We start from the raw sequence: 19,098 nt of genomic DNA on the forward strand, positions 1-19,098 counted from the left end.
CCCACCATGAAAGCCACCCCCGTGATTACCGTCGGCCTGACCCTCGCCACCCTCGCGTCCGCCCAGCAGGGCGGCCAGACGACCCGCCAGATGACGCCCGAGATGCAGGCGCGCATGAAGCAGATGCAGCCGATCTTCGATCTCGCCCAGGACCTCCGCCTGTTGCCGGACCTGGAAAAAACCCCCTCGACCGCCATGACCAAGGCGCAGGCCAAGCAGCTGCTGCCGATCCTGCTGGCGATCCAGAAGGCCGCCAGCGTCCAGCCGAACGACGCCAAGAAGTATCTGTCGCAGATCGAGGACAAGATCATGACAGACAAGCAGCTCACCGCCATGGACGACCTGCAGCTCAAGGCCGAGCAGGAACGCGCAGCCCGGCGCGCTCAGGCGCAGGCTGGCGGGACCACTGGCGGCGGCGTGCGGATTCCCGGCGTGCCCGGTGCGGGCGGTTTCGGCCCCGGCGGCTTCGGCGGCGGCCAGCGAACCGGTGCTCAGGCGGGCGGCCAGGGCGCGGGAGGCCAGCCCGGCCAGTTCAACCCCTTCAAGCAGGGCCGCCAGGCCGACGCGCTGAAGGCGTACATCGCGGTGCTCCAGAAGAAGTGAGTCGTTCCGTGGGCCGGTGGTGGACGGGATGCCGTCGCTGCCGGCCCGGTCGGTTGCGTCGGCAGCCGGGTCATCTGCTTGCTTTGCAAAATAAACCGATTCGGAATACCATCTGTACGAGCTGGGCGCAGCGGGACCGCTTGGAACCGACATGCGTCCACAGGAGCCCGCCATGCAGATAGGAATCGACAGCTTTGCCGCCGTGGTGTCGGACCCGGCCACCGGCGTGACCCTCAGCGCCAGCCAGCGCCTCCAGCACCTGATCGAGGAGATCGAGACCGCCGACCGCGCCGGCGTGGACTCCTTCGGCGTGGGCGAACACCACCGCCAGGAGTACCTCGACTCGGCCCCGGCCGTGATCCTGGCGGCTGCCGCTTCCCGCACCGATCGCATCCGCCTCACGAGCGCGGTGACGGTGCTCAGCGCCGCCGATCCCGTGCGGGTCTTTCAGGAATTCGCCACCCTCGACCTGCTCTCCGGCGGCCGGGCCGAGATCGTGGCCGGCCGCGGATCGTTCACGGAGGCCTTCCCGCTGTTCGGCCTGGCCCTCCAGGACTATGACTCTCTGTTCGCCGAGAAGCTCGACCTGCTGCTCAAACTCCGTGAATCCACGCAGGTGCACTGGACCGGGCAGCACCGCGCGCCGCTGACCGGGCAGGGCGTCTACCCGCGCCCCGTGCAGAGCCCGCTTCCGGTGTGGCTGGGCGTGGGCGGCACGCCGCAGTCCTTCGTGCGGGCCGGCCTGCTGGGCCTGCCGCTGATGGTGGCGATCATCGGCGGGGACCTGCGGCAGTTCCGGCCGTTGATCGACCTCTACCGTGAGGCCGGTCGCCGCGCCGGGCACGCGCCGGAGTCGTTGAAGGTCGGTGTGCACGCCTTCGGGTTCGTGGCCCCCACGACCACGCAGGCGCTGGACGCGTTTTACCCGGGCTACGCGCGGATGCTGGAGACCGTCGGCCGGGAACGCGGCTGGGCGCCGCCGCGCCGCGCGCAGTTCGACGCGGCGGCCGGTCCCGGCGGTCCCTACCTGATCGGCGATCCGCAGACGGTGGCCGAGAAGGCCCTGTGGGTGAACGACGTCCTGGGCGGCATTGACCGCCTGACGTTCCAGATGACGAACGTGTTGCTGCCGCACGCGGGCATGCTGGAGGCCATCGACCTGCTGGGCGGCCGGGTGAAACCGCTGGTGCAGCACGCGCTCGCCCAGGGCGTCCCCACCACGTAGTTCCGGGCGGTCATGCGCCGATCACGGCCCCTGACGATGCTGTGGTCAGGAAGGCCGCCCCATGCCCGGGCCGCCGTCCGACAAGGGGGGAGGAGCATGATCCGTACGAAACACGTCACGAGCGGCAACTGGCGCACCGTGGAATCTTTCTGGAACGCCACGGGCACCGCGTTCTTCGAGGCTCCGGCCGGCGCGCAGGTCAAGGTGCGCTACGGCGTCGGGTGGTTCGGCTTCGATTCGCAGAAGCAGTCACTGGACGGCACGCACGTGAAGACCCTCAAGGTGGGGCGCGGCTCGATTGCCTACGCCCGCATGCAGGTGCGCGTCAAGCAGACCACCGACGTCCGCTACGACGTCTACCCGGGCAACGTGGCGATCACCACGCCCGAATTGCAGTTCTGAGGGACCGTCAGGCCGGAGGTGGGCTGAGGATCGCCTCGATGCGGGCCAGTTCGTCGTCCGAGATCGGCCCGGCACCCAGCGCGCCGATGGCGTCCGTGATCTGCTCGGGGCGGCTCGCGCCGATCAGCGCGGACGTGACCTCCGGGTGGCGCAGCACCCACGCGAGCGCGAGCTGCGCCAGCGTCTGCCCGCGCGCGGCGGCGATCTCGTTCAGCGCCTGCACCTGCGCCACCCGCTCCGGCGTGACCTGCTCGGCTTTCAGGAAGCCCGTGGCGCTCGCGGCGCGCGAGTCGGCCGGGATGCCGTTCAGGTATTTGGTGCTCAGCAGCCCCTGCGCGAGCGGACTGAACACGATGGCGCCCACGCCCTCGTCCCGCAGGGCGTCCAGCAGGCCGTCGGGTTCCAGCCAGCGGTTGAACATCGAGTAGCTGGGCTGGTTCAGCACGAAGGGCGTGCCCAGGTCACGCAGCAGGCCCGCCGCCCGGTGCAGCAGCGCGGCCGGGTAGTTGCTGACCGCCGCGTACAGCGCCCGGCCGCTGCGCACGATCTGGTCGAGCGCCATCATGGTCTCTTCCAGCGGCGTGTTCGGATCGGGGCGGTGGTGGTAGAACACGTCCACGTAGTCCAGCCCCATGCGCTTGAGGCTGGCGTCGCACGACGCGATCAGGTATTTGCGGCTGCCCCAGTCGCCGTAGGGGCCGGGCCACATGGTGTACCCGGCCTTGCTGGAGATGATCAGCTCGTCGCGGAACGGGGCGAGGTCCTCGCGCAGCAGGCGGCCGAAGGTGAGTTCGGCGCTGCCGGGCGGCGGGCCGTAGTTGTTCGCCAGGTCGAAGTGGGTGATGCCGCCGTCGAAGGCCGTGCGCACCATCGCGCGGGCGCTTTCAAAGCGGTCGACGCCGCCGAAGTTGTGCCACAGGCCCAGCGAGATGGCGGGCAGCAGCAGGCCGCTGCGGCCCGCGCGGCGGTAGGGCAGCGAGTCGTAGCGCTGCGGACGGGGATCGTAGACCATCGTGACCTCGGTGGGAGCAGGGGAGGGCGGCGGGAAGCGGTGTGCCGTCACACTCTAGCGGCTGGCCGTCAGCGTCCGTCCTTGCGCCACGGGCCGCTCCACAGCGGGCCGCTCGACGGTTCCAGCATCACGCGGTCCACGTAGCACCACAGCCAGTCCTCGCCGGGCTCGGCACTCTGCACCAGCGGGTGCCCGGTGGCGTGGTGGTGCTTGGTCGCGTGTTTGTTCTTGCTGGAGTCGCAGCAGCCCACGTGTCCGCACTCCAGGCACACGCGCAGGTGCACCCATGTATCGCCCGTCTTCAGGCAGTCCTCGCAGCCGTCCGCGCTGGGGGCCACGGCCTCAATGGTGTCCAGGTGCGTGCATTTCGTCATCGGCTCCTCCTTGCCCTATGCGGTCTGCGGCCCTTGCAGAGCGAGGTACTGGTGCACCAGGGCGATGCTCATGCTGCCCTCACCCACGCCGGAGGCCACGCGCTTGATCGAGCCTCGCCGCACGTCCCCCGCCACGAATACACCCGGCACGCTGGTCTCCAGCAGGAACGGGTCGCGGTCCAGCGGCCAGCGGTTCTGCGGCGCGAGGTCCAGGCCCGAGCACACGTAGCCGCGCTCGTCGCGCAGCACCGTGTTCCCCAGCCACTCGGTGCGGGCGTCCGCGCCGATCAGCACGAACAGCGAGTCCGTCTGCAACGCCTCGTCCTCGCCGGTGTCGCGGTGGTGCACCGTCAGACCCTGCAGGTGGGTGTCGCCGTGCAGCGCGGTGACCTCGCAGCGCTCGCAGATCCGCACGCCGTGCCGGGCGCGCAACTGGTCGATCAGGTACTGCGACATGTCCTTCTCGATGTGGTCCGCGCGGATCAGCAGGGTCACGGAGCGCGCGTAGTTCGCGAAAAACATGGCCGCCTGCCCAGCCGAGTTGCCCCCGCCGATCAGGTACACGTCCTTGCCGCGCGTGCCGGGCGCCTCCGTGCGGGCCGCGCCGTACCACACGCCGCGCCCCACGAACCGCTCCGCGTCCGGCAGCGGCAGCTTGCGCCATTCCACGCCCATGGCGAGCACCACGCTGCGGGCGACCACGCGCGTGTCGCCGTCGAGCACGACGGTGTGCTCTCCGCGGCCCGGCTCCAGCGCGGTCGCCTCGCGGGTGGTCACGACCTCCGCCCCAAAGCGCCGGGCCTGCCGCAGCGCCCGGGCGCTGAGTTCCGCGCCCGACAGTCCGGTGGGAAAGCCCAGATAGTTCTCGATGCGGCTACTGGTGCCCGCCTGCCCGCCGGGCGCCTGCTTCTCGACCAGCAGGGTACACAGGCCCTCCGAGGCGCCGTACACCGCCGCCGCCAGCCCCGCCGGCCCGCCGCCCAGGATTACCACGTCGTACGCCTCCTGATGCGGATCGACCTGCAGGCCCACCCGCACGGCCAGCTCGCGCACGCTGGGCCGGCGCAGCATGTCGCCGCCTGGCAGGAGTACCGCCGGCAGCGCGCCGTCCTCCACGCCCGGCGGGATGTCGCATGCCAGCGCGGGCGCGCCGGGGTCCAGCCAGCGGTACATCACCTGGTTGCGCGACAGGAAGTCCCGCAGGTCGAAGCAGTGCAGGTCGTCGGCGTGGCCCACCACCCGCAGCGTGTTCGCCGGCGCGCTCAGGGTCACGCGCTTGAGGTTCCCGACCCGGCGGGCCATGTTCGCCAGCACCCGGCCCTGGAGCACCTCCGAGTGCGTCAACAGCGCCAAGAACTCCGGGCCGTCGAGCCGCATCAGGCGCGCGTCCGTGCGGGCCTGCAGGTTCACCGTGGCGACCGTGCCGAGCAGCAGCGGCACCTCGCCGAACGAGTCGCCCGGTCCGTAGGTGTCGAGGTGGTGCAGCGTCCCGCCCACGTCCTTGGTGACGTCCAGTTCGCCGGCCAGCAGCACGAAGAACGCCACCGAGTCGCCCTCCTGCACGAGGTATTCGCCCGCGCTGAGCTGCAGGTCGGCCGCGTCGAGGGCCGCCGCGTGCAGCACGGGCTCGTCCAGCCCCTCGAACAGCGGCAGGCCGCGCAGCAGTTCCGTTGTGATCACCGCGGTCTCACGGCGCCGTGGCGGGCGTGTCCAGCGACTCCGCGTACGTGCGGAAGTTCTCCAGGATGGCCTGCCACCCGGCGCGCTGCATGTCCGGCGGGTGCTGGCTCTCGGCCTCGAAGGTCTCGGTCACGCGGGTGGTGTCGTCGTCTACCGCCTCGAAGGTCACGAGCACGGCCCGGCCGTCCCCGATGGTATACGCGAGGCGCTCTCGCGGCTGCACCGCCGTGTACTCACCGCCGAACTCGAACTCCACGCTGCCGTCGCGCGCGGCCATGGTGGACGAGAAGGTGCCGCCGGGCCGCAGGTCGTTCACGGCGCGCGGACAGTGCCAGTCGTCGCTGGCGTGGTTCCACTGCGTGATGTGCTCCGGCCCTGTCCACGCGATCCAGACCGTGTTCAGCGGCGCGTGCACCAGCGTGTCGACCGTGATGGCTGATCCGTCCATATGTCCTCCCTGTCGGCGGCGCTCAGCGCGCCGGCCAGTGCTGGGCCAGAAAGCGCAGTTTCTCCAGCGTGTGCACGTTCTCGCCCCCCTCGTGGCGGTTGAACTCGTACACCCGGATGTCCTTGTCGCCCGCGTAGGCGTTGAAGGCCGCATACACCGTGCTGGGCGGACACACGTCGTCCATCAGGCCCACCGAGAACAGTGCACTGGCCTGCGCGCGCGCCGCGAAATGCACGCCGTCGAAGTACGCGAGCACGCCGAACACGTCCTCGGCGCGGTCCTTGTGGGTCTTGAGGTACGTCACGATCTCGCCGTACGGGAACGAATCCACCAGCCGCGCCGCCCGGTCGTAGTGGCACAGGAACGGCACGTCCGGCAGGCACAGCGCCGCGTCGGTCAGGCCCGCCGCCGCCAGCGCGATCCCGCCGCCCTGGCTGCCGCCCACCACCGCGAGCCGCGAGCCGTCCACGTCCGGGTGGCTGCGCGCGGCCTCCACGGCGCGCACGGCGTCTGTGAACACCCGGCGGTAGTAGTACGTGTCACGGTGCGCGACGCCGCGCGTCATGAAGCCCGGCACCTGCGGCCCGCTGCCCGGCGCGTCATCGGGCGTGTCGCCCTGACGCCACACGCTGCCCTGGCCGCGCGTGTCCATGATCAGGTGCGCGTACCCGGCGCTGGCATACGTCAGGTGATCGGTCGCCAGGCCGCGGCCGCCGCCGTAGCCGATGAATTCCACCACGCACGGCAGCCGGCCGTCCCGGGCACGCGGCAGCGTCAGCCAGCCCTTGACCGGCTGACCGGCCCACCCGGCGAAGGTCACGTCGTACACGTCCACCGTCCGGTACGGCGTGTCCACCCGCTCGAAGGTGGCGTTCAGGTCGTGCGAGCGCGCGCCTTCCAGCGTGCCGCTCCAGAAGGCGTCGAAGTCGGCCGGGGCGGCGTGGGGCGCGCGGTAGGTACGGAGCTGGTCCAGCGGAAGGTCGAACAGTGCCATGCGGTCTCCTTGACTGCGCTGAGTATGCCGTAGCTGCGGCCGTCCGCCCGGGTGGTCATGACCGGCGCCCGTCCGGTCATTCCCCGATCATGCGGCGGGGCCTACCGTGCGCGCATGACTGCTCCAGCCGCATCGCCGTCCACGCCCGCGTCGGCCGGGCTCGACACCCTCCACCACTCCTTTCTGGCGCTGCTCGCCGGAGTGCCCGCGCCGGGGCCGCGCCGCGACGTGAACGGCACGCTGCGGGCGCTCCTCGACCAGCACCCGGAGCTGGAACTGCTGCCGCTGGAACTCCTCGCGCAGGACGTCGTGGGTGACCGGACGCGGCCGTCCCCCCGCCCCTGACGGCCGCAGGTGCGGTCACGCGGCCTGCCGTCCGGGCCTAAGCTGGGTCATGCTCGCGGACCACGCCCAGACTGCCGACGCGAATGCGGCCCGCGCCGCCTTCGACGCCGCCGCGTGGACGCTGTGCGAGCTGGCCCGCGACCCGGCGTGCCCGCGCCTGCCGGACGCCGCGTGGAACGCCCTGCTGTGGGGACAGCGCGCCACCGACCGCGCGGAACTCGGACGGCACACGGACGTCCTGCTCGACCACGTGCGCCAGCTGAGCGCGGCGCTGGCGCGCGGCTGAACCTACCCCGGCACGCCGGCCGCCGAGCCGAGCTGGTAGCGTTTCGAGCGCCACGACCACTCCAGGATGCCGCCCACCCGCACCTGTTGCAGCTGCACGTAGCGCGCCAGGGCCGGGTTCACCTCCGGCCCCAGGTCCGGCAGGTGCTGCTCGACCGCGATCAGGCGCTCGAGTTCCTGGTGGTACATGGCCGCGGCGGCCTCCAGCGCGTCCTGCAACCCCAGCCCCCGTTCCTGGCGCAGCACCAGCACCAGGTTGTGCACGTCCCCGCCCTGGAGCTCCTTTTCCAGCGAGATGATGTCGTTCGACCAGCACACCGCGCGGTTGGCGTGCTGTGTCAGGGCGTGCACCGCCGGGTGGGCCTGGGCGTCGCCCGGCAGCCGCAGGTGGTCGACCAGGCTCAGGAAGGCCTCGTCGATCGCCAGCCCGGCCGTGAGGGGCCGCATGCGGACGTACTCGTCCAGGGCCGGCACCACGCCGCGCGCGCGGTTGTCTGCTTCCCACGCCAGCGACCCGAAGTACGCCGTGACGTGCGCCGCGAGCTCGTGCAGCCACGCGTCCCCGCCCGCGTCGCGGAGGCGGCGGCTGAGGTCCGCGATGGCCCACGCCAGCGGCTCGTCGTCCGGCAGGGGTGGCTGGCCGCGCAGGGCCGCGAGCAGCCGCGACGTCAGCACGCGCAGCCGGGGCGGGTCCTTGCCGATCCCGGACGCGTCGCAGCGGTCGTCGTGCAGGAACATCACGCTGTACCAGTCGGCCATCAGGCGCAGCGCGTCCGGGTCCGCGCCGGGGTGCAGGGCGGCGGCGAGCTGCGCGAAGGCGCCCGCGAAGTTCACCCGCGACACGTCGTCCTGCGGGCCGAGTTCGAAGGTGGACAGCCAGCGGCTGGTCGCCTGCGCGACCGCGTGATGCGGCGTGGGCGGCGCGACCGGGAAGGGATTGCGCAGCGCCGGGACGCGCAGCGGCGTGTCCACCTTCACCAGCGCGCCCTCCACGCGGTTCTTGCCGGCGTTCTTGGCGGCGTACAGCGCGGCGTCCGCCCGCGCGATCAGCTGCTCGGAGGTCTCGTCGTCGCGGTACGCGGCCACGCCGAAACTGGCCGTGATGTGCCCCGCCCCCGGCATGACGTGCCGTTCGAGCGCCACGCGCAGCCGCTCGGTCAGGGCCAGCGCGTACGGCAGGTCGATCTGCACGGCCAGGATCAGGAATTCCTCGCCGCCCCAGCGGCCGAGCAGGTCGGTGCCGCGCACCTCACGCTGCATCACGGCCGCCGCCTGGCGCAGTACCTCGTCGCCCACCACGTGCCCGTGGCGGTCGTTCACGGTCTTGAAATCGTCCAGGTCGAACAGGATCACGCACCACGGCGTGCCGTAGCGCTTGCTGCGCAGCACCTCGTGGCTGAGCTGGAGTTCGAGCTGCCGGCGGTTGCTGATCCCGGTCAGCGGGTCCAGGTGCGCCAGCCGGTGCAGATCGCCCACCCGGTCCTGCAACGCCAGCACCTGGTCTTTCAGGGCGGACAGCACGGACACCAGCGTCAGGATGATGCCCTCGGCGAGGTGGTACTCCAGCAGCCGGGCGGCAGTCATGCCGCCGGTCCACACGCCGTACACGCCGATCAGCACGCTCACGCCGTACACGGCGGCCGAGCGGATCAGCGCGCGGCGCGGCGACTCGATCAGGAACGCGAGCAGGTACACGAACGGCGTCCAGATGAACAGTTCGGCCAGCGCCGAGTCCGGCGGCACCGAGTGGTCGAGCACCGACGACAGGTATTTCGTGAGGAAGGCCAGCACTGCGAGGGCGTAGAAGCCCTGCTCGGTCCAGCGCAGCGGCACGCGCCCGCTGACCAGGCCCAGCAGCAGCGCCAGTGTCCCGGCGGCCAGGACCGGCAGCGCCAGGCTGTTGAAGGTCGATCCGGGCTCGCCGTGGCTCAGCAGGAAGATCACAGTCGCCGCGACCAACGTGACCGGCAGGATCAGCAGGTACGTCCGGCGCCGCAGCAGACTGAGGGTCTCCGTGCCGTCCTGGGCCGGGGCTGGGTCGTGGGCTCGCACCTGCGCGGAGCATACCAAGCCGCCGCCCCGGGCGGGATCAATGTGGCGGCGTGAGCATGGACGCCGACCGCGGCGACGTCCCGGCAAGGCGCGCCGACCAGTCCTGCACGAAGCGCTCGAAGTCCGCTCCGTCCAGCCCGGGCGCGATCAGCCAGCCCTGGTGCAGGTCGCAGCCCACCTCGCGCAGGGCGTCCGCCTGGGCCTGGTGCTCCACGCCCTCGGCGACCACCGCCATGTCCAGCGCGTGCGCGAGCTGCAACGTGGCGCGCATGATCGCGCGGCTCTCCCACCCGCCCTGCGACGGTTCCCCGATGTCGCGGATGAAGGCCCGGTCGATCTTGAGTTCGTCCACCGGCAGCGTGCGCAGGCTGTGCAGGGTGGAGTAGCCGGTGCCGAAATCGTCGATCGAGATCCGCACGCCCTCGTCCCGCAGCGCCTGGAGCATCGCCCGGGCGGACGCCGGGTTGTCGATCAGGCCCGTCTCCGTGACCTCCAGCACCAGCCGGTGCGGGTCCAGGCCGCTGCGTTCCAGCGCGCGGCGCACGTGGTGCTCGAACTGCGCGTCCTGCAACTGGGTGCTGGAGACGTTCACGCTGACCGTCAGCCGCGGGTTCGCCCAGCCCGCCGCGTCGCGGCACGCCGTGTCCAGCACCCACGCGCCCAGGCCGCCCATCAGGCCCGTGAGTTCCGCCACCGGGATGAACTGGTCCGGGGTGATCACGCCCAGGGTGGGGTTGGTCCAGCGCAGCAGCGCCTCGGCGCCGTACAGCTCGCCGGTGCTGGAGCCCACCTGCGGCTGGTACACCAGACGGAACTCGCGGCGCGGCAGCGCCTGGCGCATGGCGGTCTCCAGCGTGAGCGCCTGGATGCCGGAGCGCACGGTGGGCTCGAACACGTGCGAGAAGCGCTGCTGGCGCTTGGCCTGGTACATCGCCGCGTCCGCCTGCCGGTGCAGGGTCTCGGCGTCGGGCGCGGTGTCCGGCGCCACGCTCCAGCCCACCGAGGCCTGCAGCAGCAGCGGTGGGCCGCTCGCCAGCTCGAACGGCTGGTCGAATACGCTGCGCAGATCCTGCACCATCGCCGGCATCTGGCCGGGGTCGCTCAGCAGGAACGCGAACTCGTCTCCGCCCATGCGGGCCAGGGCCAGCAGGTCGTGGCGCTGCGCCAGCGTGGTCAGCCGGCCGGCCAGCAGCCGCAACAGCTCGTCCGCCGTCGGGTGGCCCAGGCCGTCGTTCACCTGCTTGAAGCGGTCGAGGTCGATCAGACCCAGGGCGAGCTGCCCGCCCTCCTGCGCGACTCGCCGCAGTTCCCAGTCCAGCCGCGTGCTGAAGGTCCAGCGGTTCATCAGTCCCGTCAGGGGATCGGTGTACGCCAGCTGCTCGAGCTGCCGCCGCTGCACGTCGCGCTCCAGCAGCAGGGCCAGGGCCGGGGCGCGCAGTTCCAGCAGGTCCGTCAGGCCCTCCGGCACATCCTCCTGGGTTTCGTGCGCGGCGAACAGCACGCCAAGCATGCCGCCGTCCTGGTCGTACAGCGCGAGTTCGGCGGTGCTGCTCACGCCCAGCCGCGCGATCTGTGCGGGGTCCAGGCGTCCGTCGAGCTGCGCGGGCAGGTTGTGGAACACCAGCGGCCGGCCGGTCCGGTCCGGGTCTCGGCGCTGCCACAGCTCCCGCAGGAACGCGGGCGCCGTGTCCTCCAGCGTCGCCTGCAACGAGGCCGGCGCGTCCCCCAGCACGCGCAGGGCGCCCGCGTCCGCGAACACCACCGCCGCTCGCCAGCCCGGATGCCACACCTCCACGCCGCCCAGCATGGCCATCACGCTGACGTCCAGCGGCCGGCCCCGCAGGGCCAGCAAGTTCGCCTCGACGAGCCGCAACTGCACGTCCTGCGCGCGGTGGCGGTCCGTCACGATGCGCAGGTCCACCGCCCAGTGCGTGCACGTCCGAGCAGCGTCCAGGATGGGGCTGGCGGTGAGTTCCAGCCACTCGCGCAGGTCCGGCAGGAACAGCACGTACGTGCCGCCGCGCTGGCCGCCGGTGTGCTGCCGGGTCAGCCGCGCGCGCAGGTCGTTGATGGCCGCCAGGTCCCGCACGCCGAACGGCCAGCGGTGCAGCGGCACGTCCTCCAGATCGTGCAGGCCGTGGCGGCGCAGCAGCGCGTACAGCGCCGGGTTGCCGTACTCCATGGTGAGGTACGCGTCGCCGGGGCAGACGTTGATCACCATCAGCGCGTCCAGGGAGGTGCTCACCATGGTTTCCAGCAGCGTCAGGCGCCGCGTCTGTTCCATCGACTGCGTGATGTCCGACCCGAAGCCGATCATCACGTCCAGCGAGCCGTCCGCCCGGAACACCGGCGTGTACGCGCGGCGCACCACGCGGTGCCCGTTCGGAGTGGGGAACAGTTCCTCCCAGTGCACGGTCGCCCGCTCGTCGAGCGCCCGGCGGAAGTGTTCCTCGCGGCGCTCGGCCACGCGCTGCGGGTACCCGCGCCACGCCACGAACTCCCGGTCGGTCTTGCCGACGATCTGCGCCCGCACCTGCGGATCGCCGACCGCGGCGGGGTTGCAGTACAGGTAGCGGCCCTGCGCGTCCAGCACGGCCAGTTCGGTAGGCAGGCTGGCGAGCACCTGGCCCGAGAACGCGAGTTCGCGCTGCGGCGCCGCCACAGGCTCAAGCGTCAGGACCACGACGGCCTGGCCGCCCGGCAGGGTCAGCCGCGTGCCGTGCAGGTCGCAGGGCAGCGCCGCGCCGTCGCCGGTCATGAGGTCGAAGCTGCGGCGGGGGAGCGCCGCGCCGCCCTGCGCGAAGGCGGCCACGCCGGCATGGACCTCGTCGCGGTCGGCGGGCGCGGTCAGGGCCGCGAACGACTGCCCGAGCAGCACCGATGCCGGGAGGGCCAGCCGGCGTTCCAGCTCGGCCGTGATGAGCAGGACATCCAGGGTTAGCGCGTCAAGGACCGCCAGCGGGTCCGCGCTGGACCGGAAGGTCTCCAGAACGGCCGCCCGCGCCGCGTGTCCCGCACCTCCTGGCGACGATTCCATAGCGTGGAGTGTACCGGGCAGGTCCCGGCCACGCCGCGCGGTTTCCGCCTTCATCCGGTATTCATGCGCGGGGGGGGCTGCCCGCCCCCGCGCTCACCACTCCGCGACGCTGCCGTCCGCATGGCGCCACAGCGGATTGCGCCAGCGGTGCCCCACCCGGGCCAGTGCGCGGACGTGCTCCTCGTTCACCGTGACGCCCAGCCCCGGGCCCTGCGGAATGGGAACGAATCCACCGCTGTACGCGAACACCGCCGGGTCGCTCAGGTAGTCCAGCAGGTCGCTGCCCTCGTTGTAGTGGATGCCCAGGCTCTGCTCCTGGATGGCGGCGTTGTGCGCCACGGCGTCCAGTTGCAGGCACGCTGCCAGCGCAATCGGCCCCAGCGGGCAATGCGGCGCGATCGCCACGTCGTAGGCCTCGGCCATCGCGGCGATCTTGCGGCACTCCGTCAGGCCGCCCGCGTGCGACAGGTCCGGCTGGAGGATGTCCGCCAGGCCCTCCTGAAGGACCGTCTTGAACTCCCAGCGGGAATACAGCCGCTCGCCCAGCGCGATCGGCGTGGTCGTCACCCGGCGCACCTCGCGCAGCGCCTCCACGTTCTCGCTGAGCACCGGTTCCTCGATGAACAGCAGCCGCATCGCGTCGAGTTCACGCGCCAGCACGCGGGCCATCGGCAGGTGGACGCGCCCGTGGAAGTCCACCGCGACGCCGAAATCCGGCGTGGTGGCGTCGCGCACCGCCTGCACGCGGGCGAGCACCGCGTCGATCTTCGACGGCACGTCCAGGTAGCTCAGTTCCTCGGTGGCGTTCATCTTGACGGCCGTGAAGCCGGCCGCGAGCGCGGCGCGCGCCGCCCGGGCCACGTCGTCCGGTCGGTCGCCGCCGATCCATGAGTACACGCGCATGCGGTCGCGCACCGGACCGCCCAGCAGCTGGTACGCGGGCGCGCCGTACACCTGCCCCTTGATGTCCCACAGCGCCTGGTCGATGCCCGCGATGGCGCTCATGAACACCGCGCCGCCCCGGTAGAACCCGCCCCGGTGCATGACCTGCCACAGGTCCTCGATGCGCGCCGGGTCCTGCCCGATCAGCAGGTCCGACAGCTCCTGCACGGCCGCCTGCACGGTGTGCGCGCGGCCCTCCACGACAGGCTCGCCCCACCCGCTGACGCCCTCGTCGGTCTCGATCTTCAGGAACAGCCAGCGCGGCGGCACCACGAAGGTCTCCAGGCGCGTGATCTTCACGGAATCCCTCCGCCGCGTGCGGGGACAGGCTCGGCCGGCCGCTGGGTGCGCATCACCGGCATTGTTCCACGCCCGTGTTGCGTGGGCCTATGCTCCGGCCATGTCCGAGCCGACCACCGCGCCCCGCTCCCTCTTCGACCTGACCGGCCGCCGGGCGCTGATCACCGGCAGCAGCGGCGGTATCGGCCTGGAACTCGCGCGCGGCCTGGCGCAGCACGGCGCGGCGGTCGTGCTCAACGGCCGCACCGCTGCCCGCGTGACCGGCGCCGTGGACGCCCTGCGCGCCGAGGGACTGGACGCGACTCCGGCCGTGTTCGACGTGACGGACGAGGCCCAGGTCGGCGCGGGGATCGCCCGGGTGCTTGCGGACGGCGACCTGCACGTCCTGATCAACAACGCGGGCATCCAGCGGCGCGGCGCCCTGGTCGACCTGCCGCTCGCCACGTGGGACGAGGTGCTGCGCACCGACCTCACCGCGCCCATGCTGGTGTCGCGGGCGGTCGCGCCGCACTTCCTCGGCCGGGGCAGCGGCAAGATCGTGCACGTCCTGTCGGTCATGAGCGAGGTCGGGCGGCGCAGTGTCGCGCCCTACACGGCGGCCAAGGGCGGCCTGAAGATGCTCACGCGCGCCATGTGCGCCGAGTGGGCGCCCGGCGGCGTGCAGGTGAACGGCCTCGGCCCCGGGTACTTCCGCACCGACATGAACGCTGCCCTGCTGGCCGACCCCGCCTTCACCGCGTGGGTGGAGGGCCGCACGCCCGCCGGCCGCTGGGGCGACCCACGTGAGCTGGTCGGCGCGGCCGTGTTCCTGTCGGCGCCGGCCAGCGATTTCGTGAATGGACAGGTGCTGTACGTGGACGGCGGCATGCTCGCCGTGCTGTGAGGTGGGGCCAGCCGAGCACGCTCAGGGCGCACCGCCACATCCGCACTCCGGCTACGACACCGGCGACGGGCTGAGGGTCCGGCGGGTCTGGCCCGGTGGCGTCCACAGCGGCTGGGCCAGCGGCCACAGAGGACCGGGCACCGCGAGCCGCAGCACCGCCCACGCGGCCAGCGGCAGCGCGGTGACCGACGGCACGATCAGCCACTCGTCCTCGCGGTCGTCCGCGCCGAACTGCGCCTTAAAGTGCTGCAGGCCGTCCACGTGGTACCAGCGCGCCACCACGGGTCTCAGGAAGCGCAGGTGCAGGCGCCCGGCGTGGCCGGTGAGCGGCACGCCGCCCAGCGTGACGCTGCTCGCGCCCTCGGCCCCGAAGGTCTGCAGCGCGTGCGCGACCACGCTGGCGGCCGTGCCGCGCGGACTGCGCTCGTCGCGCACCACGTCCTCCAGGTACCACCCGCGGCGGCCGGGCAGCGGAGACGCGGACACGAACGCGAGCAGCGTGCCGTCCGGCGCAGTCGCCACGAACGTTCGTTTCAGCCCTGGGTGCTGCGCGGGGTCGAGCTGGAAAATCCAGTCCAGGCCGGTGCCCGCGCGGCGTCCCGCCAGCCACCGCCGGGCCAGCGTCCGCAGCGCGGCGCGCAGTTCCGCGTCCGGCCCGTGAACCTCACGCACCCGAACACCCTGGCGCGCCGCCCGGTTCATGTCGTTGCGCAGCCGGGCGTAGCGGTTGCCACGCGGCGCCCAGTGCCGCGGATCGAGGTACGACGCCTCGCCCAGGTGGACCGCCAGCAGGCCCAGGTGCACGGCGACCGTTCTCACCGCCGGGCCGACCGGCGCGAGGATCGCCGTGCGTCCCGCCCGCCGGGCCTGTACCAGGAAGGCGCGCAGCAGATCGGGCAGCGCGTCCGCCGGGGCGAGCGGTTCGCCCGCCACCCACGCCCGGCCGACCACCCGGTACGGGATGCTGCCGGTCACGCCAGGGGTCTCGAACAGCTCGATACGGTCGTCGATGGCGACCAGCGAGGACGGATTGCGGGCATACCGGGCGTGGTGCTCCAGGGCACGCCGGACAGCCGGCTGGGTGGGCGGGGTCATCTCACGCCACGCTAGCCACGGCCGCTGGGAGGAACATGAAACGCCGCGGTGACCCGCACTGGGCGAGGGGCGCCGCCGACATGTCGGCGGCGCCCCTCCGGGGTCGCTCAGGCAGGGGTCAGGTGCAGGGTCATCTCGCTGACGACCGCATCGGAGGCCGACGCCGCGCACGCGTACGTGCCGGGAGCCGTGGGCGTGACCTCGAAGCGGGCGCTTTCGCCGGCCCAGCAGAAATCCAGCGCCGACATCGTCGCGGCCGCGACGCGGTAGGGCGCGCGGTAGTGGCGGCTGGCGACGACGCCCAGCTGGCCCATCAACACCGCGACCGGCATGGCCGGGAAGTTCTCGAAGTGGCCGGCGCAGGCGTCGCGGGGAATCTCGGGCAGCGTCAGCACGGTCGTGTTCCCCTCGGTGGTGAAGTCGCCGGTGGGGGGATCGGGCATGCGGTCGTAGTTCAGCACGCTGAAGGTCGGGTCGTACTTGGAGCGGAACAGCCGCCTGAACGACGCGTCGCTGAGGATGGTGTACGTCACGCGCAGGTGCGCGAGGTCCCGGCCGCCGGCGGTGATCACGATCTCGGCCACCGCCTGGCGCTTGTTGCGGTCGAGCACCGTGGCGCTGAAGGACACCTCGGAGCCGTACGGCGCCGCGTTGGCGAACCCGGTGTACGACGCGTCCTGCGCGAGGTAGTAGCGGCGGTCGTCGTCGTCGAAGGCGAGGGCCACGGCGCACAGGCCGCAGATGGCGGCGTGGCGGCTGATCTCGCCGGCCTGCATGGGCCCCTGCTCGGCGGTGGCGCGCGACTCGGCGGTCGCCTCGGCCATGAACGTCCCGTCGAAGAGGCGCAGGTTCTGCAGGGCGAAGTAGGGGGCCCGCACGCAGATACGCTTCATCAGGTGGTGGGTGTCCACCGGGCTGAACAGGGTCGGAAGGGAGGCGCGGCTGTGATCGAGCATGGGGAAGCTCCTCGGGGGGTAGGGAGAACTGTTGAGTAGTCTATAGAAAAGCTTCATGAATATGCAACTGCCTTCACAACCGCTCCGGTGTGAGAGTTCTGTCAGAACGGTCGTGAAAAGCCGGGACCGTCCAGCACGTCCCATTCCCGAACGGGCAGGGTCACGGAAATGCCGCTGGACCCCGCCGTTCATGAGGCAGGCGTGAGCCCCCGAATGGGGGTACTCGTGGGATGAACTTCACGTGAGGCGCCGGGCAGGGTTGGTAAACGCCCATTCCCTGACCTTGCCAAGCTGCGTCCACCGCCATGACGACGTCCCGCCCAGAACGGGCGGGAACCGTGTCCAGCGGGATCAGTGCAGCGGCTTGCCGGTGGGGCGGGGCGCGAACAGGGCGGGCATCACGAACGCTTCCAGCGCCGCGTCCTCCGCCAGTGGGGGAGACAGGAAGTACCCCTGCCCCAGGTCGCAGCCCAGGTCGCGCAGCATCTCGAGCTGCTTGCGGGTCTCCACGCCCTCGGCCACCACCTGCAACTCCAGGGTGTCCGCGATGCCGATCACGGCCTCGATCAGCGCCAGGGCGAACTGCGGCGCGCGGCGCGGCGCGCTCAGGTCGGTGATGAAGGACTTGTCGATCTTGATGCAGTTGATGGGCAGGTCGCGCAGGTACGCCAGCGAGGAATACCCGGTGCCGAAGTCGTCGATGGCGATCTTCACGCCCAGCGCCTGCAGGTCGCGCAGCGAGGACTTCACCACGTCCAGGCGGCGCATCACGGCGCTCTCGGTCAGCTCGATCTCCAGTGACGACGCGGGGAGGTCCGCGGCCTGGAGCGCGTCCCGCACGATGTCCACGAAATCCGGCTGGATGAACTGGAGCGGCGATACGTTGACGCTCACCGTCACCGCCAGCCCCGTGATGTCGTTCCAGCGCCGGGCCTGCCGGCACGCCGCCCGCAGCGCCCACGCGCCGAGCGCGATGATCTGCCCGTTGTTCTCCGCGATGGGAATGAACTCTGCGGCGGAGATCGCCCCGAGTTCCGGGTGGGTCCAGCGCAGCAGGGTCTCGAGTTTGCGCACCACGCCGTCGTCCAGCGAGCAGATCGGCTGGTACATCACGTGCAGCTCTCCGTTCGCCTGCGCCTGCCCCAGCGCGCGCTCGACCTGCTTGAGCCGCTCGATCGCGGAGTCCGTGTCGGCCTCGTAGCGGCGCACGCCCGCCTTGCCGTAGCTCTTGACGGTGTACATGGCGCTGTCGGCGTGCTGGATCAGCAGCTGCGCGTCCCGGCCGTCGTCCGGAAATACGCTGATCCCGATACTCGCGGTGAGGTTCACGATATGGTTGCCGGCCACCATCGGCTGTGACAGTTCGGCCAGCACGTGGTCCGCAATGTTCTCCGAGCGGCCGCTCGGGCCGGGCACCAGGGCGACGAATTCGTCCCCGCTCAGGCGCGCCACGAAGGTGCCGGGGCCGGCCGTCCGCTCCAGCCGGCGCGCGGTCTCCTGCAGCGCGAGATCCCCGATGCGGTGCCCCAGCGTGTCATTGACCAGCTTGAAGCCGTCCAGGTCGATGAACAGCAGAGCGAACGGCACCTCGCGGGCGATGGTGTCCTCGATGACCTCGTCGATGCGCTGGCGGTTGGGCAGGCCCGTCAGGAGGTCCGTGCCGACCAGCTGCCGCATGGTGTCCACCTCGGACATGCTGCGGACATAGCGGTCCTTGAAGCCAATGAAGGCGTTCGTCACCACGAACAGCGCCACGTTCGCGAGGTTCAGTTCCAGCAGCGCGTACGTGATGCCCTGGGGTGTCCCGGTGAAGAACGACCGCACCAGATACAGGCCGCTGACCAGGAAAAACAGCGTGAAGAAGACGATCGATGCCAGCCGGGCGCTGCGCAGGCGTGGAATGAAGAACGACAGCACCTGCAACGCCGGAATCCAGAAGAACGTCTCGGTCATCTGGAGCTGCACCACGTACGTCTGCGGGATCAGAAACAGGATGAAGACCAGCTTGCCCAGGAACAGGGCGCTCATGGCGAACACCAGCGCCGTCACCGCCATGTTCGTCAGGGTGGGCCGGCGCCACAGCAACCCGGACAGCGCGAGCAGCAGCACCATGGCGAACGGGTATGTCACCTGGTCGAAGGTGCTGCCCTGTCCGCTGGGGACGTCGAAGGCCATGCCGATCGCGAAGGCGAGGGCGGCCAGCGGCAGCGCGAAGAGGAGTGGACGCCGCCACTCGATCTCCGGCTGTGACCGGGCGCGCAGATCTGCTTCGGTGGGGAGCCTGGCCATGACTGGCTCAGATGCTATGACGTCGTATCTCTCAGATTCCTTTCACGCGTTGGCGGGTCCCGTCCCCCGTTGCCGGAACGTCGGTTGACATCGACTCAATTTTGGTTTACGCCGGCTTCACGTGCTGCTCACGTGGTGTGGCTGGAGCGGAGTCGCATGTCCGGCGACTTCGCTCC

The 19,098-nt window shown here is 71.3% G+C and carries 17 protein-coding genes; 6 read left to right on the plus strand and 11 right to left on the minus strand.

The features are described 5' to 3' along the window. Positions 1–6 precede the first annotated feature (6 nt). The 3 genes from HNQ07_RS05515 to HNQ07_RS05525 all read left to right on the plus strand — a co-directional run bounded on the left by HNQ07_RS05515 (position 7) and on the right by HNQ07_RS05525 (position 2,230). The gene (locus tag HNQ07_RS05515; protein WP_184109947.1) at positions 7–603 is read left to right on the plus strand and encodes a hypothetical protein; all 597 of its coding nucleotides are present in this window, start codon (positions 7–9) and stop codon (positions 601–603) included. Between the two features lie 172 nt (positions 604–775). After that, a complete protein-coding gene (locus HNQ07_RS05520; protein WP_184109948.1) occupies positions 776–1,828 on the plus strand; it encodes an Atu2307/SP_0267 family LLM class monooxygenase in 1,053 nt (350 codons plus the stop codon). 96 nt (positions 1,829–1,924) lie between these two features. Continuing rightward, complete coding sequence (locus HNQ07_RS05525) at positions 1,925–2,230, plus strand: hypothetical protein (RefSeq protein ID WP_184109949.1); 306 nt, start codon at positions 1,925–1,927, stop codon at positions 2,228–2,230. Positions 2,231–2,237: 7 nt separating this feature from the next. Here HNQ07_RS05525 and HNQ07_RS05530 read toward each other — a convergent pair whose 3' ends face one another. Genes HNQ07_RS05530 through HNQ07_RS05550 form a run of 5 tightly spaced genes read right to left on the minus strand, consistent with a single transcriptional unit; the run spans position 2,238 to position 6,738 of the window. Continuing rightward, entirely contained in the window at positions 2,238–3,293 is a 1,056-nt protein-coding gene (locus tag HNQ07_RS05530; protein WP_308430869.1) for an aldo/keto reductase, read from the minus strand. 17 nt (positions 3,294–3,310) lie between these two features. Next, the gene (locus HNQ07_RS05535) at positions 3,311–3,616 is read right to left on the minus strand and encodes a UBP-type zinc finger domain-containing protein (protein WP_184109950.1); all 306 of its coding nucleotides are present in this window, start codon (positions 3,614–3,616) and stop codon (positions 3,311–3,313) included. A 15-nt stretch (positions 3,617–3,631) separates the two neighbouring features. Beyond that, positions 3,632–5,296, minus strand: a complete 1,665-nt coding sequence (locus tag HNQ07_RS05540; protein ID WP_184109951.1) for an FAD-dependent oxidoreductase — start codon at positions 5,294–5,296, stop codon at positions 3,632–3,634. A gap of 7 nt (positions 5,297–5,303) precedes the next feature. After that, positions 5,304–5,744, minus strand: coding sequence for an SRPBCC family protein (locus HNQ07_RS05545; RefSeq protein ID WP_184109952.1), 441 nt, complete (start codon positions 5,742–5,744; stop codon positions 5,304–5,306). A gap of 22 nt (positions 5,745–5,766) precedes the next feature. Beyond that, entirely contained in the window at positions 5,767–6,738 is a 972-nt protein-coding gene (locus HNQ07_RS05550) for an acetylxylan esterase (RefSeq protein WP_184109953.1), read from the minus strand. A 114-nt stretch (positions 6,739–6,852) separates the two neighbouring features. Between HNQ07_RS05550 and HNQ07_RS05555 the strand changes: the two genes are divergently transcribed. After that, positions 6,853–7,083 carry a hypothetical protein gene (locus HNQ07_RS05555; RefSeq protein ID WP_184109954.1) on the plus strand — a complete coding sequence of 77 codons (231 nt, stop codon included), beginning with the start codon at positions 6,853–6,855 and terminating at the stop codon, positions 7,081–7,083. A 49-nt stretch (positions 7,084–7,132) separates the two neighbouring features. Further along, positions 7,133–7,369: a hypothetical protein gene (locus tag HNQ07_RS05560; protein WP_184109955.1), complete on the plus strand. Its 237-nt coding sequence runs from the start codon at positions 7,133–7,135 to the stop codon at positions 7,367–7,369. 2 nt (positions 7,370–7,371) lie between these two features. Here HNQ07_RS05560 and HNQ07_RS05565 read toward each other — a convergent pair whose 3' ends face one another. From HNQ07_RS05565 to dgoD, 3 genes are all read right to left on the minus strand, one after another. Next, a complete protein-coding gene (locus tag HNQ07_RS05565; RefSeq protein WP_184109956.1) occupies positions 7,372–9,420 on the minus strand; it encodes a diguanylate cyclase in 2,049 nt (682 codons plus the stop codon). Between the two features lie 37 nt (positions 9,421–9,457). Continuing rightward, positions 9,458–12,457, minus strand: coding sequence for a bifunctional diguanylate cyclase/phosphodiesterase (locus HNQ07_RS05570; RefSeq protein WP_184109957.1), 3,000 nt, complete (start codon positions 12,455–12,457; stop codon positions 9,458–9,460). 93 nt (positions 12,458–12,550) lie between these two features. Continuing rightward, complete coding sequence (dgoD, locus tag HNQ07_RS05575; RefSeq protein ID WP_184109958.1) at positions 12,551–13,699, minus strand: galactonate dehydratase; 1,149 nt, start codon at positions 13,697–13,699, stop codon at positions 12,551–12,553. Between the two features lie 100 nt (positions 13,700–13,799). Between dgoD and HNQ07_RS05580 the strand changes: the two genes are divergently transcribed. Then, positions 13,800–14,582 carry an SDR family oxidoreductase gene (locus HNQ07_RS05580; RefSeq protein ID WP_184109959.1) on the plus strand — a complete coding sequence of 261 codons (783 nt, stop codon included), beginning with the start codon at positions 13,800–13,802 and terminating at the stop codon, positions 14,580–14,582. Positions 14,583–14,633: 51 nt separating this feature from the next. Here the strand turns inward: HNQ07_RS05580 and HNQ07_RS05585 are convergent, their stop codons facing one another. The 3 genes from HNQ07_RS05585 to HNQ07_RS05595 all read right to left on the minus strand — a co-directional run bounded on the left by HNQ07_RS05585 (position 14,634) and on the right by HNQ07_RS05595 (position 18,922). Next, a complete protein-coding gene (locus HNQ07_RS05585) occupies positions 14,634–15,677 on the minus strand; it encodes a phosphatidylglycerol lysyltransferase domain-containing protein (RefSeq protein ID WP_184109960.1) in 1,044 nt (347 codons plus the stop codon). 107 nt (positions 15,678–15,784) lie between these two features. Then, the gene (locus HNQ07_RS05590) at positions 15,785–16,633 is read right to left on the minus strand and encodes a hypothetical protein (RefSeq protein WP_184109961.1); all 849 of its coding nucleotides are present in this window, start codon (positions 16,631–16,633) and stop codon (positions 15,785–15,787) included. A gap of 351 nt (positions 16,634–16,984) precedes the next feature. Continuing rightward, a complete protein-coding gene (locus HNQ07_RS05595) occupies positions 16,985–18,922 on the minus strand; it encodes a putative bifunctional diguanylate cyclase/phosphodiesterase (RefSeq protein WP_184109962.1) in 1,938 nt (645 codons plus the stop codon). Between the last annotated feature and the right edge of the window lie 176 nt (positions 18,923–19,098).

The organism is Deinococcus metalli (genome assembly GCF_014201805.1).
GTDB classification, from domain to species: domain Bacteria; phylum Deinococcota; class Deinococci; order Deinococcales; family Deinococcaceae; genus Deinococcus; species Deinococcus metalli.

Bases quoted from the DNA above. Each gene is read 5' to 3' on its own strand.
- HNQ07_RS05515 (WP_184109947.1), top strand. From the start codon at position 7: ATGAAAGCCACCCCCGTGATTACCGTCGGCCTGACCCTCGCCACCCTC.
- HNQ07_RS05520 (WP_184109948.1), top strand. From the start codon at position 776: ATGCAGATAGGAATCGACAGCTTTGCCGCCGTGGTGTCGGACCCGGCC.
- HNQ07_RS05525 (WP_184109949.1), top strand. From the start codon at position 1,925: ATGATCCGTACGAAACACGTCACGAGCGGCAACTGGCGCACCGTGGAA.
- HNQ07_RS05535 (WP_184109950.1), bottom strand. From the start codon at position 3,616: ATGACGAAATGCACGCACCTGGACACCATTGAGGCCGTGGCCCCCAGC.
- HNQ07_RS05545 (WP_184109952.1), bottom strand. From the start codon at position 5,744: ATGGACGGATCAGCCATCACGGTCGACACGCTGGTGCACGCGCCGCTG.
- HNQ07_RS05550 (WP_184109953.1), bottom strand. From the start codon at position 6,738: ATGGCACTGTTCGACCTTCCGCTGGACCAGCTCCGTACCTACCGCGCG.
- HNQ07_RS05555 (WP_184109954.1), top strand. From the start codon at position 6,853: ATGACTGCTCCAGCCGCATCGCCGTCCACGCCCGCGTCGGCCGGGCTC.
- HNQ07_RS05560 (WP_184109955.1), top strand. From the start codon at position 7,133: ATGCTCGCGGACCACGCCCAGACTGCCGACGCGAATGCGGCCCGCGCC.
- HNQ07_RS05570 (WP_184109957.1), bottom strand. From the start codon at position 12,457: ATGGAATCGTCGCCAGGAGGTGCGGGACACGCGGCGCGGGCGGCCGTT.
- HNQ07_RS05580 (WP_184109959.1), top strand. From the start codon at position 13,800: ATGTCCGAGCCGACCACCGCGCCCCGCTCCCTCTTCGACCTGACCGGC.
- HNQ07_RS05585 (WP_184109960.1), bottom strand. From the start codon at position 15,677: ATGACCCCGCCCACCCAGCCGGCTGTCCGGCGTGCCCTGGAGCACCAC.
- HNQ07_RS05590 (WP_184109961.1), bottom strand. From the start codon at position 16,633: ATGCTCGATCACAGCCGCGCCTCCCTTCCGACCCTGTTCAGCCCGGTG.
- HNQ07_RS05595 (WP_184109962.1), bottom strand. From the start codon at position 18,922: ATGGCCAGGCTCCCCACCGAAGCAGATCTGCGCGCCCGGTCACAGCCG.